General features: G+C 73.3%; 9 protein-coding genes. 1 reads left to right on the plus strand and 8 read right to left on the minus strand.

Going from position 1 to position 12,084, the window contains the following annotated elements; all coding sequences use genetic code 11:
- Window positions 1-40: 40 nt before the first annotated feature.
- From ACIRGB_RS21565 to ACIRGB_RS21590, 6 genes are all read right to left on the minus strand, one after another.
- Window positions 41-2,719 (minus strand): SpoIIE family protein phosphatase, encoded by a 2,679-nt coding sequence (locus ACIRGB_RS21565; protein ID WP_403867338.1) that lies wholly within the window; start codon window positions 2,717-2,719, stop codon window positions 41-43.
- Window positions 2,720-2,994: 275 nt separating this feature from the next.
- The gene (locus ACIRGB_RS21570) at window positions 2,995-4,320 is read right to left on the minus strand and encodes an alpha-glucosidase/alpha-galactosidase (RefSeq protein ID WP_403867341.1); all 1,326 of its coding nucleotides are present in this window, start codon (window positions 4,318-4,320) and stop codon (window positions 2,995-2,997) included.
- 46 nt (window positions 4,321-4,366) lie between these two features.
- Window positions 4,367-5,263, minus strand: coding sequence for a carbohydrate ABC transporter permease (locus ACIRGB_RS21575; RefSeq protein WP_403867344.1), 897 nt, complete (start codon window positions 5,261-5,263; stop codon window positions 4,367-4,369).
- Window positions 5,260-6,210, minus strand: a complete 951-nt coding sequence (locus tag ACIRGB_RS21580; protein ID WP_403867347.1) for a carbohydrate ABC transporter permease — start codon at window positions 6,208-6,210, stop codon at window positions 5,260-5,262. Before ACIRGB_RS21580 ends, ACIRGB_RS21575 begins: the two co-directional genes overlap by 4 nt.
- A 14-nt stretch (window positions 6,211-6,224) precedes the next feature.
- A complete protein-coding gene (locus ACIRGB_RS21585; RefSeq protein WP_403867350.1) occupies window positions 6,225-7,553 on the minus strand; it encodes an ABC transporter substrate-binding protein in 1,329 nt (442 codons plus the stop codon).
- 37 nt (window positions 7,554-7,590) lie between these two features.
- A complete protein-coding gene (locus ACIRGB_RS21590) occupies window positions 7,591-8,418 on the minus strand; it encodes an endo alpha-1,4 polygalactosaminidase (RefSeq protein ID WP_403867353.1) in 828 nt (275 codons plus the stop codon).
- 371 nt (window positions 8,419-8,789) lie between these two features.
- Between ACIRGB_RS21590 and ACIRGB_RS21595 the strand changes: the two genes are divergently transcribed.
- The gene (locus ACIRGB_RS21595) at window positions 8,790-9,011 is read left to right on the plus strand and encodes a hypothetical protein (protein ID WP_403867356.1); all 222 of its coding nucleotides are present in this window, start codon (window positions 8,790-8,792) and stop codon (window positions 9,009-9,011) included.
- Between the two features lie 16 nt (window positions 9,012-9,027).
- On the opposite strand, the gene ACIRGB_RS21600 is transcribed toward ACIRGB_RS21595, so the two are convergent.
- Window positions 9,028-10,458: a cellulose binding domain-containing protein gene (locus ACIRGB_RS21600; RefSeq protein ID WP_403867359.1), complete on the minus strand. Its 1,431-nt coding sequence runs from the start codon at window positions 10,456-10,458 to the stop codon at window positions 9,028-9,030.
- Window positions 10,455-12,077 (minus strand): beta-N-acetylhexosaminidase, encoded by a 1,623-nt coding sequence (locus ACIRGB_RS21605; RefSeq protein WP_403867362.1) that lies wholly within the window; start codon window positions 12,075-12,077, stop codon window positions 10,455-10,457. Before ACIRGB_RS21605 ends, ACIRGB_RS21600 begins: the two co-directional genes overlap by 4 nt.
- Between the last annotated feature and the right edge of the window lie 7 nt (window positions 12,078-12,084).

Here is a 12,084-nt window from a genome sequence, read left to right on the forward strand (position 1 = left end):
GCCCCCCCCGGGGCACACGGACGACGGCCTGCCCCGGCCGTCACCCCCGGGGCGTCCCGGGCCGCACGGCCGAGGGCGGGGAGGGGCGGACGGCGAGGACCGCGATGTCGTCCGCGCTGTCCGCCCCCAGGCCGATCAGCAGCTCGTCGCAGAACGTGTCGAGGGGCTCGCGGGCCAGGTCGGCGGCGTGCCGGCGCAGCCGGTCCAGGGCCTCGTCGAGGGGCTCGTCCCGGCGCTCGACGAGGCCGTCGGTGTACAGCAGGAGCGTGGAGTGGGCCGGCAGCGCGTCACGGGCCGTGCCGCGGACCGCGTAGGGGTCCATGCCGAGCAGCAGGCCGGCGCCGCCCTCGAGGTAGCGGGTCCGGCCGTCCCGGGTGGTGAGCAGCGGCGGCGGATGGCCGGCGGAGGAGTGCGTCAGCTCCCAGGGGCCCTCGGGCGGTCCCTTGATCAGGCCGTAGACGCAGGTGCCGGTCGCCTCCTGGTGGAGACTGTGGTTCGCCAGGTCCAGCCGGCGCAGCACCTCTGCGGGCGGCTCCTCGCGGTCCACCGCGATGCCGCGGAGCATGCTGCGCAACTGGCTCATCGCGATGGCCGCGTCGAGGTCGTGCCCCGTGACGTCGCCGATGACCAGCGCGGTGTCCCCGCCGCGCAGGACGAAGCTGTCGTACCAGTCCCCGCCGACCTGCGCGGTGGTCGAGGAGGCGGCGTAGCGGGCGGCCAGCCGCAGACCCTCCACCTCGGGCAGCACCGGCAGCAGCGAACGCTGGAGCCGTTCGGCGATGGAGCGGGTGTCCTGGTACAGACGGGTGTTGTCCACCCCCAGCGCGAGACCGTGCACCAGGTCGTCGACCAGCGTGAGGTCCTCCTCCGTGAACGGCGGCCCGCCGGACGCGCGGGCCAGGGTCAGGGCGCCGAAGATCTTGCGGCGGGCCCGCAGCGGAGCGACGACGGCGCTGCTAGCCCCCAGCTCCCGGAACAGGTCGACATACGCCCGGTCCAGCGCGCTCGCGGTCTGGCCCGGCTGCGGTGCGTCGGTCAGCAGGAGCGGCCCGGCGCCGCGCAGCACCCGGGCCAGCGGCCCCCGCGACCGGTCGGAGACCTCCGAGAGCGTCCCCTCGTACGCCCCCGGGCGCAGGGCCCGGGGGTCCCGGTGGACGACACAGACCCGGTCCACCCGGGCGTCGGCGGTGAACAGGTCCACCACGCACCAGTCGGCCAGCTGCCGCGTCAGGAGCCGACCGACACGCTGCAACCCCTCGTCCAGGTCCAGTGTGTTGTTGAGCTGCGCCGCGAGTTCGGCCAGGAGGGTGAGTCGCTCCAGCGCCGTCATGCCGCCCCGGGCACCGGCCCTGGCCCCGTCCGTGCCGCCACCGGCCTCCGGAACGGCCGGTGACCGGCCCCCGTCGGGCTCCCCGAGGGCCGCCTCCTGGATCCTGCCGGGAGTGCGGGGACCGCCCAGGAACGTGGCCGCCCGCGGGACCAGCTGGGCGACGAAGACGGTGCGGCCGTCGGCCGTCTCCTGCGTCTGGATGTACAGCCGCACCGGGACCAGCCTGCCGTCACGGTGCAGCGCCGGAAGCGGCACCGAGCGCCCCACGATGCGGGTGCGGCCGGTGAGCAGCATCGAGGTGAACGCCGCCGTGTGCCGCTCGCGCAGATGCTCGGGGACGAGGGTGCTGAGCCGGCGCCCGACCAGGTCGTCCGGGTCCCAGCCCAGCAGGTCCGCCGCGGCCCCGTTGGCCGCCACGATCCGGTTGCCCTCGTCGGCGGCGACGGTCGGCATCCGGCTGGCCCGCACCTGGCCGACGTCCCACGGGACGAGCTCGGCGGAGCTGACCTCCGGCGGGCGGGGGACCATGGTCCACGCGGTGGGCCGGCCGCCGGACAGCTGCCCGGCGATCTCGTCGAAGAGCCAGTCCTGGAAGGCCCGCCCGCGCGGCAGGGCCGGGAGCGTGAGCAGCCGTTCCTCCCGCGCCCGCGCCTCGGCCAGGCCGAGTACGCGGCGCAGTGCCCGCACCGCGGGCAGGGCGGCGGCCGGCAGGGGGAGGGCCAGGGTGCGCAGACCGGACTCGGGGCCCGGCTCCGCCAGCGCGGCCGCCACACCGGCGCTGATCACGTTGTTGACGTCGTTGGCCGCCACGAGGTCCTCGGACGGCACCCCGAGGGGGTCGCCCGCCGACGCGGCGAGGGTCAGCTCGCGCAGCACCGCGTGCCGGTGCTGCCGGCCCGCGAACTCCAGGGCGGTCGGCAGGTCGACGAGCGTCACCGTCCGGTCGGCGGACCGCGGCGGCACGCTGGTCTCCCACCCGGCCGGCGGCGGCGGGGGACCGTCGTGCCACAGCTCGAACCACACCGTCTTGCCCGCGTCGCCGCCGTCCACCCCGAACCGGGAGGCCAGCTGCTCCACCAGCGCCAGTCCCTGCCCCGTACCGGAGTACGGCGAGCAGCGCTGCGGTACGAGTCCACGGCTCGGCCGCCGGTCACCGACCCGCACCCGCACCCGGCCGTCCAGGCGGGCCACGCTCACCTCGACCTCGGTGCGCGCGTGCAGCACCGCGTTGGTGACCAGCTCGCTGACCAGGAGCTGGGCCGTTCCCACCAGGTCCGAAGGGGCACCGTCCAGCGCGGCGCACACGAACCGGCGGGCCGCCGCCACGCTCGCCGGCCCGTCGGGAAAACGCCGTGACACCGCCGCCGGCGGCGGATCGGGGTAACCCATGACCTCAGTGTGGGCCCCGCACGGCCCGCCCCGCAGCGCGCGCCGTTCCGGCGCGCCCCCCCGCTCCCGCCGACGCTCCTGCCCGCCGGTCGGGTGAAGCCACCCGGTGAAAGCCCTGAGAGACGGGCGCCGGTGGCGGACGGGCGGGGAAGGTGCGCTCCGGCCGGAGGGCGCCGGGTCTGGCAGGCGGACCACTACTCCGATAGCTTGCAGGTGCGGCCCCGCGTTCTCCCCCGTACGCGGGGCCGCGCCAGTGCCGCCGCGCGGCGGTCCGCTCAGAGGGCCAGTGCGCCCCGCAGTCCCGGTTGCAGCCGGTCCCCGTGCGCACGGACCATGTCGTCGCACAGCTGCCAGATCTCCTCGACCCTGAGCGTCGCCGCCGTCGCCGGGTCGGTCATCGCGGCGTGCCTGATGTGCCGCGGGTCGTCCTCCGTCGCCGCCCGCACCACCAGGTCGGTGGTGCTGAGGTAGGCCCGGTTGAGGGCCGCCAGCTGCGGGGGCAGCGCGCCGACGCGGGTGGGCTGGAGGCCCGCGGAGTCGACCAGGCACGGCACCTCGACGGTGCCCCGGGCCGGCAGGTTCTCGATCAGCCCGTGGTTCGGCACGTTGCCGTAGACCGTGCGGGGCGTGCCGGTCACCATGCTGTGGATGATCTGCGGCGCGTACTCCATGGTGCCCTCGACCGTGAGCGGCGCCCCGCACGCCAGCGCGTCGCGGGTGCGCTCGTACTCGGCCACGTTCTCGTCCACGATGCCCAGATAGGCACCGACGGGCAGCCGCAGCCGGTCGATCTCGCTGTCGTGGTGCAGGTACCAGGGGACGTACTCGGAGGAGTGCTCGCTGGTCTCCGTCGGGTAGTGGCCGAGCCGTCGGTACATGTCCATGCGGACCCGGCGGCGCAGCTGCGGGTCCTCGGCGATCAGGGCGTCCAGGCGCGGGTGGAGGTCCTCGCCCCCGTGCTCCAGGCGCAGCACCCACGCCTGGTGGTTGACGCCCGCGGCCCGGTAGGTGACCTCCTCGTAGGGGACCTTCAGCAGCTCGCACAGGCCCTGGACGGTCCAGTACACGGAGTGGCACAGTCCCACCACCCGCGTCAGGCCGGTCGCCTCGGCGAGGTACTGGACGTTCATCGCCATCGGGTTGGTGTAGTTGAGCAGCCAGGCGTCCGGGCAGACCTCGGCGATGTCCTGACCGAGCGCCTTGAGCAGCGGGAAGGTGCGCAGGGCGCGGAAGATGCCGCCGACGCCGAGGGTGTCGCCGATGGTCTGGCGCAGTCCGTACCGGGCCGGGACCTCGAAGTCGGTCCGGGTCGCCTCGCCCATGCCGACCTGCACGATGTTGATGACGAAGTCGGCGCCGGCCAGGGCCTCGCGGCGGTCGGCGTGCGCGGTGACGCGCGGACGGGCACCGCGCTCGGCGGCGATGTACTCGGCGGCGGCCCGCGCGGTGGCCAGGCGCTCCGCGTCGATGTCGTGCAGCGCGATGTGCGCGGACTTCAGCTCGTCGAAGGCGAAGAGGTCGGCGAGCAGACCCTGGGTGAAGACGACGCTGCCGGCTCCGACGAAGGTGATCTTGGGTGCGGTCGGGTGGGCGGTGCTCATGCGGGGTTCTTTCCGTTGCGGGTGGCGGCGGACGGAGGGCGGGTGGTCAGCCCTTGAGTCCGCTGGAGGTGATCGACTGGATGAAGGTCTTCTGCGCGCCGAGGAAGGCGAGCAGGACCGGCAGCACGGTGATGACGTTGCCCGCCATCACGGCCGCCCACTGGGTGTGGTGCTGCCCCTGGAACGTGGTCAGGCCCAGTTGCAGCGTGTACTGCGTGTCGTGGTTGATGGCGATCAGTGGCCAGGTCAGGTCGTTCCACGTGGTCAGGAAGGTGAGCACGGCCACCGTGGCCAGCGCCGGACGGGACAGCGGCAGCACGATCCGCCACAGCACCCGCAGCCGGGAGCAGCCGTCGATCCAGGCGGCCTCCTCCAGCTCCCTGGGCAGCGAGAGGAAGAACTGCCGCAGCAGGAACACCGCGAACGGCGTGACCAGCGACGGCACGATCAACGCGCCCAGGGTGTCGATGAGGCCGAGCTTCTTCATCACCAGGAACGTCGGGATCATGGTCAGCTGGAACGGCACCGCCATGGTGGCCAGCATCAGCCCCATCAGCACCCGGGAGCCCGCGAACCGCATCCGGGCGAAGGCGTACCCGGCCAGCGAGCCGAAGACCAGGTTCGCGGCGACCGTGACGGCGGAGACGATCAGCGAGTTGACGAACCAGCGCGGGAACATCGCGTTGCCCAGCACATAGCGGTAGCCGCCGAGGTCGATGCCGGACGGCCACAGCGCCGGCGGGAACCGGTTGATCTCCGCGTTGCTCATCACCGAGCTGAGCACCAGCCAGACCAGCGGCACGGCGAAGACCAGGGCGAGCGGCGCGAGCAGCAGGTGCCAGGGGCTGAACGGGAGCCGCGGGCGGCGCCGTTCACCGGCGGGCGCCTGCACGACGTGGTGGGCGCCGGCGGCGGTGCCGGGCCGGGCGGAGGTCGCCGTCATGATCGGGCCCCTTCGAGACGGTGGCGTCCCCGACGCCGGACGATGCGGACCGCCCCGGCGACCAGAGCGAGGGCGACGGCCAGGACGTAGGCGGCCGAGGCCCCGTATCCGGCGGTGGCGTTCTTGAAAGCCTGCTCCCAGATGAAGTAGACGATCACCGTCGTCGAGCCGAGCGGCCCGCCCTTGGTGGTGACGTACACCAGGTCGAACACCTGGAGGGACTGGATGGCCTGCCACAGCACCAGGAAGACGGTGACCGGCGTGAGCGTGGGCAGCGTGACGTGGCGCAGCAGGTGCCGGCGCCCGGCGCCGTCCAGGCGCGCCGCCTCGATCAGGGACTGCGGCACGTCCTGGAGGGCGGCGAGGTAGACGACGACACAGAACCCGGTGCCGCTCCACAGGGTGATCGCGACCAGCACCAGCAGGGCCTGGGAGGGGTCGGACAGGAAGCCCTGCGACGAGACGCCGAGGCGGTGCAGCACCGAGTTGGCGGCGCCGAACTCCGGGTCCAGGATGAACGAGAACAGCACGCCCTGCGCGGTCGCCGACAGCACGAACGGCACGAAGATCAGGGTGCGGTAGAGGCCGACGAGGCGGATGCGCCGGTTCAGGACCAGGGCGAGGGCCAGGCCGAACAGCAGGCTCAGCGGCACGTACAGGACCGTGTAGAGCAGGGTGTTGCGGACCGCCTGGCTGAAGTTCGGGTCCTGGGCGAGAGCGCGGTAGTTGTCCAGACCGACCCAGCGGCTGGGCGTGACCAGGTCGCTGGCCTGGAAGGACAGCAGCAGCGACCAGACGACCGGGACGATGCTCAGGCCGAGGACGATCAGGACCGCCGGTGAGACGAACGCCCAGGCGGCGGCGGTCTCGCGGCGGCGCTTGCGGCGCAGTGGCCGTGGGTCCGGCGGCGGGTCCACGACGGTGATGGGGCGGGGGAGGCGCGGCATGGCGGTGTGGCTCCTCAACGCGGAATGAGCAGGGCGGCGTTGGCTTCGTCGGCGCAGGCACGCAGCGCCTTCTCGGGGGTGCTGCGCCCCAGGAGCACGGCGACGATCGCCTGTCCCAGGGCCTGCGAGACCTCCGGGTACGCCGGGTGGACGGGGCGCACCCGCGCCGTCTCCAACGCCGTGGTGAACACGTTCAGGCCCTCGGTGCGGGCGACCTTGTCCTGCCAGGCGGGCAGGGCCTCGGTGCGGCGGCTGAGCGGGAGGCTGCCGGCCTCGATGTCCCAGCGCACGTCCTGCTCGGGCCGGGCCAGCCAGGCCAGGAAGGTCCGGGCGGCCTTGGACCGGGCCTCGCCGTTGTCGAACACCGTCCAGGTGTCCGGACCCGAGATGGTGACCGGGCGTCCGCTGAAGGAGGGCAGGGGAGCGACGTGGTAGTCGACCCCGGCGGTCTCGATGTCGGGCAGCTGCCACGGGCCGGTGACCACCATGCCCATGCGGCCGGACTGGAACACCTGGTACATCTGCTCGCTGCCGGGCTTGGGATCGACGTACACGCTCTTGTCCCGGGCCAGGTCGGCCACCACCTGAAGCGCCCGGGCACCGGTGTCGGCGAAGCCGATGCCCTTGCCCCCGTCGTCGACGACGTCGCCGCCCAGGTCCCAGATCAGCGGCCACAGACGCCACACGGTGTCCTCGTCGCCCGTGCCCGGCCAGCCGGTGCCGAACCGGCCCCGGCCCGACTCGGTGAGCGTGCGCGCGCAGGAGACGAAGTCCCGCCAGGTCCAGCCGGCCTTCGGCAGGTCCAGCCCGGCCTCGCGGAAGAGCTTCTTGTTGCAGACCACGGCGAGCGAGTCGAGCACCGCGGGGGCGGCCCTGACCCTGCCGTTGAGCGTGACGGCGTCCCTGGAGGCCGCCCAGTAGTTCTTCCACGGCACGGGTCCCGACCCGACCGCGTCGGTGAGGTCCACGACCTGCGGGCTGCGGGCCACCCGGGCCAGGTCCGACCCGAAGATGTAGGCGATGTCGGGGTAGGAACCGGCGGCGAGGGCGGCCGTCACCTTTTGCAGCATGACGTCCGACAGCACGCCGCCGCCCAGCTTCACCCTGATCTTCGGATGGGCCCGCTCGAAGTCGGCGACGAGCCCTTCCAGGACCTTCTTCGCCGTGTCCGCCTGGCCGTGCCACATCTCCACGGTGACCGTGCCGTCGGCCGCGACGCCGTCGTCCGTGCCGGCCGCGCAGCCGGTCACCGCGCTGCCCGCGACCGCCGCGAGGGCGGCGCCCCCGCCGGCCCGCAGCACACCCCTGCGCGAGGGGCGCGCGGCACGTCGGACCGCATCCATCTGTACCTCCAAGGACTTCACTGGCCGTCGGGCGGTGTCAGCAGGTCTCACGGAGGTAGCCGCTGCTGCCCTTCGGCGACACGTCCAGGTCGCGCCGGACGATGCTCAGCTCGTCGCCGAAGTCCGCGCACGCCTTCGACAGGCCCTTGGCGGTGTACTCGATGACGATCACCCGGTCGCCGAACGCGTCCGTGTAGTCGCCGCACTCGTCCCACTCGCCGCACTCCTCGGCGACCGCGAAGTCCAGCCCGTTCCGCTCGCGGTTCGGGGCCAGTTCGACGGTGTTCTTCTGCCCGATGGCCAGCCCGTCGGAGTGCGCGCGCTCCGCCAGCAGCTTGATCAGGCCCTGCGCGTCGGCGGCGTCCAGCAGGTCGCCCGCGCGGGTGTAGCTGTCGTAGTTGTCCGGCTCGACGGCCTGGAAACCCTTGTCGGCGCAGCCGTCGATCCAGGTGCCGACCTTCTCGGCGATACGCTCGCGCTTGTCGGCGGTGCGGATGTCGAGGAAGGCCTCGCCCCAGTCGGTGTCGTAGACGACGTCGCCGTTCGCGTCGCGCAGCAGCAGGTCGTCGTCCCAGTCCTGCTCGGCGCCGGGCTGGGCCTGGAAGGCGTTGACGTAGCAGATGTTGTACAGGCCCGGCGCGGGGGAGGCCGTGTGGTCGCGGCTGACCACCTTGACACCGGCCGGCGGGGTGTAGGCGCCGCCGATCTGGTAGTCGAAGCCCGCGTGGGCGGGCGGCGGGCTGTAGGTCGCCGCCTCGGCCGGGGTGCTGCCCGGCACGAGCGCGGCGGCGGTGACGAGAACGGCGGTGGCACCTATGCCGGCCAGTACCGGCTTCCTGGGGGTGTGCACCTGTGTACGGCTCATGGTTCGAGCTCCGGAGGATGGTGGGCACGTCCCCGCCTCGGAGGCGCGTGGCCGTCCTGGCGACTCAGTCCGGGCTCCTGGCGCGAGCCAGCTACCGGCTGGGCGTACCTCTGCCGCCGATCACACGACATCGGCGTTGATCGGGAGTAAATCGACCGGATCCAGGCCCTGTCAAGAGTGCGAAACCAGAGAAGCCATGCAGGAAGATGATCGAAACGAGCTTCTACGGCGCAGAAACAATCACCATGCGTTGGTTCCCGGATGTCCGGGAACGATGGATGCGGGCCGGGCGGGAGCCGTGATCACGCGGCTCCCGCGGGGCTGGTAGCGTCGCGTGGTCGCGGCGGGCGGCGCGAGAGAGGTGTCGGTGCGTGGGAGAGCGGCAGGACCGTGACTGGGTGGCGATGACGCCGGGCGACTTCGACCGGGACGCCCCGCTGGTCCTCAACGTGGGCACCGGGCCCGCCACCGTCCCGGCCGAGCCCGACGAGTACGGCACCGCCCCCCTGTTCGGGGAGACGGCACCGGAACCCGGCACCCGGCCGCGCGGCCGGCGGGGACGGCCCGCGCCCGGTCAGGAGCGGCTGTTCTGACCGTCCCCGCCAGGGGTCACGGGGCGGGCACCTCGTCCACGAAGGCGGTACCGGCGGCGCGGTACCCGGCGACCTTCGCGGCCACCTCGGCCGGGGTGAGCACCTGGTCCTTGACGTGCAGCACGTAGTCGACCTGCTGGTCGTAGGCGCGCGGCGTCGTCGAGGTCTGGCCGTTCAGGTCGATCAGCCACTGGTTGAAGTTGATCGACATCGGCCGCTCCGGCAGGTACTGCGCGCCGTGCGTGCCGAACACCTGCCCGTCCACGTAGTAGGTGATGGCCTCGTCGTCGATCGTCACCACCAGGTCGTGCCAGCCGGCGTAGCCGGTGCGCTGCTCGGAGTGCTGGTTGACGGCCTGCCAGGGATCGGGGTTGTAGGTCTCCCAGGAGGTCGTGTACAGGATGTTCGACGGTTCGCCCCACCCGCCGTTGGGCAGGTACTCGAAGTCGTACTCGGCGTAGTCGTCGGCCATCGGTGCCTTGAGGTCGTTGATGGTGAAGAAGGTCTGCACCAGGTGGTCCCCGTCGGGCCCGGACTTGGGCGCGTCGGCGAACTTGACCCGCGCGGCGTACGTGCCCTCCTTGAACTTCATCGACTTGGTCAGAACCTCGGTCTGCGTGGTGGACGCGCCGGTGCCGGCCGTGGAGGTCTCCAGGTTCATCACCGAGTTGCCGCCCGCGGAGACGAAGGTGACCTTCGACGGGTCCCAGGTGGCGCCGGGAACCCCGGGCCCGCCGGAGTTGGAGCGCACGCTCCAGCCGTGTGCCGAGATCGCGGGGTCCGTGTGCGAGCTGTAGGCGAAGTCGTCGAAGAGGGTCTGACCGCCGCCGGGAGGATCGGTCGGGTCCGTCGGGTCGGTGGGGTCGGTGGGGTCGTTGCCCTCGGGAGCCGTACCCCAGACGGTGGCCCCGGCCAGCTGCGCGGTGACCTTGCCCCAGTTCGCGTACGAGGTCTGCGCGCCGTCGAAGGAGTAGTCGTCGCTCTGCCGCAGCGTCTGCCAGGTGCTCTGGTGGAAGCGCAGTTGCAGGTCACCCGTGTCCGCGCCGGGGGCCAGGGAGCCGGCCGCCGCCGTGAAGCCGACCTCCAGGTAGCGGTCGGCCGTCGCGGTCGGCTTGCTCAGCGTGCCGAACGTACCGGTGACGGCGGCGCAGCCGCGCACCGCCCAGGAGCACGCGAAGCGGTAGGAGGCGTTCGGGGAGTCCGCCTTGAAGTAGTAGCGGATCTTCACCTGGCTCAGCTGCACGGTGGCCGAGCCGGTGTTGCGGACCTTGAACCAGGGTTCCGTCTGGTCCGCGGTGGCTCCGCTCGCGCTGGTGCGGTACTGGACGGTGAGACCGTCGGCGGCGGGAGCGGCCTGGGCGGGGAGTGCGGTCAGCGCACCGCCTCCCAGGAGGACGGCCAGGGCGAGCGCCAGGCGGGCGCGGCCGACGGCGGGTCGGTTTCTCATGCGGGGTCCTTTCGGCATGGCTCCCGCCTGCGCGGGAGCGTCGACGGATGGTGCGTGGCGTGGGGGAACGACGAGGAGACGAGACCGGCCGGCGGGGCGGCGTGCGGGACGTCCAGGGCGTCCAGGCGGGCGCGGTGCCCGGCCAGCCGGGCCGTGAAGTCCCGCCAGTCCGGCGTGCCGTCCCAGACCCGGTCGGCGAGCGCGCACAGCCGGGGGAAGGTGAGGTACTCGATGTGCTCGGGGGTGCGCACGAACTCCGTCCACAACTGGCCCTGGGCGCCCAGCACCCGGGACGCCGTCTCCCGCGTCGGCGGTGCGAGGTCCATGTCGTGGACGGCGCGCAGGCCGACGACGCCGCCGGGCTGGGCGGGCGGCTCCCCGGGATCCGCGGTGCGCGCGTAGTCGAAGTAGGTCGCGCGGTGGTCGGCGTGCACGACCTGGTGGCCGCGCAGGGCCGCCGCCCGGGCGTGTGCCGGTTCGCGCCAGCTCATCACGGTGCAGTCCGGGGGGAGGGCGACGCCGCTCTCGGCCCAGACCACCGGCCTGCGTCCGGCGCGCACTAGGTGCTCGGACAGCCGCGCGATGAACCAGGGATGCAGCGCACGGGGCCCTGCCAGCCCCTCCCGAGCGGCACGGGCCCGCGCCGCCGGGCTTAGCTCCCACTCCGTGGTGGGGACCTCGTCCCCGCCGAGGTGCACGTACGGCGAGGGGAAGACGTCCATCACCTCGTCCAGGACGGTGCGGAAGAAGTCCAGGACGTGGTCGCCGGTGCCCAGGACGTTCTCGCACACGCCCCAGCGCGTCCACACGTCCAGCCGGCGGGCCGGGTCGGTGCCCAGCTCGGGGTAGGCGGCCAGGGCGGCGCGCACGTGCCCCGGCACGCCGGTCTCCGGCAGGACGCTCACCCCGCGCTCCGCCGCGTACGCGACCAGCTCCCGCAGCTCGGCACGGGTGTAGGAGCCGCCGTGCGGCACGCCGTCGAACCGGTCGCCGCCCGCCGGGCCCACCATCGACTCCGCGCGCCGGCCGCCGACCTCGGTGAGCCGCGGGTGTGCGGCCACCGGCATCCGCCAGCCCTGGTCGTCGGTGAGGTGGAGGTGGAAGACGTTCAGCTTGTGCAGGGCCAGCAGGTCGACGTAGCGCCGCAGATAGGACACCGGCTGGAAGTGCCGGGCCACGTCGAGCATGGAGCCGCGCCAGGCGTGCCGGGGCACATCGGTGATCTCCACGGCCGGCAGTTCCCACGGCACCCCGCGCACCGGCCGCCCGGACAGGGCGTCGTAGGGCAGGAGTTGGCGCACCGTCTGCACTCCGCGCAGCAGCCCGGCCGGGCGGGCGGCCCGGAGCAGGGCGCCCTGAGGGCTCACGGTCAGGCCGTACCCCTCCTCGCCAAGCCCGCTCAGCGCCGGGTCGAGGGCGAGCACGAAGGCCCCGTCGGTCGCGGAGTCCAGGCGCAGTCCGGTGGCCGGGGCGAGCAGGGTGCGCAGCAGGGTCGCGGCCGCACCGGCCCCCGGGGTGACCCGCAGCCGGGTGGTGCCGTCGAGGCGGAAGCGGCCGGAGCGGGTGGACAGGCGGCGGGGGCGGGGAACGAGGGCCAGTTCGGGGCGTGGCAGGTCCACAGGGCGG

The organism is Streptomyces sp. NPDC102490, assembly GCF_044765285.1.
GTDB lineage: Bacteria > Actinomycetota > Actinomycetes > Streptomycetales > Streptomycetaceae > Streptomyces.

Excerpts from the sequence above, each read along its gene's own strand:
- ACIRGB_RS21600 (WP_403867359.1), bottom strand. The coding sequence starts at position 10,458 with ATGAGAAACCGACCCGCCGTCGGCCGCGCCCGCCTGGCGCTCGCCCTG.
- ACIRGB_RS21570 (WP_403867341.1), bottom strand. The coding sequence starts at position 4,320 with ATGAGCACCGCCCACCCGACCGCACCCAAGATCACCTTCGTCGGAGCC.
- ACIRGB_RS21575 (WP_403867344.1), bottom strand. The coding sequence starts at position 5,263 with ATGACGGCGACCTCCGCCCGGCCCGGCACCGCCGCCGGCGCCCACCAC.
- ACIRGB_RS21565 (WP_403867338.1), bottom strand. The coding sequence starts at position 2,719 with ATGGGTTACCCCGATCCGCCGCCGGCGGCGGTGTCACGGCGTTTTCCC.
- ACIRGB_RS21585 (WP_403867350.1), bottom strand. The coding sequence starts at position 7,553 with ATGGATGCGGTCCGACGTGCCGCGCGCCCCTCGCGCAGGGGTGTGCTG.
- ACIRGB_RS21580 (WP_403867347.1), bottom strand. The coding sequence starts at position 6,210 with ATGCCGCGCCTCCCCCGCCCCATCACCGTCGTGGACCCGCCGCCGGAC.
- ACIRGB_RS21590 (WP_403867353.1), bottom strand. The coding sequence starts at position 8,418 with ATGAGCCGTACACAGGTGCACACCCCCAGGAAGCCGGTACTGGCCGGC.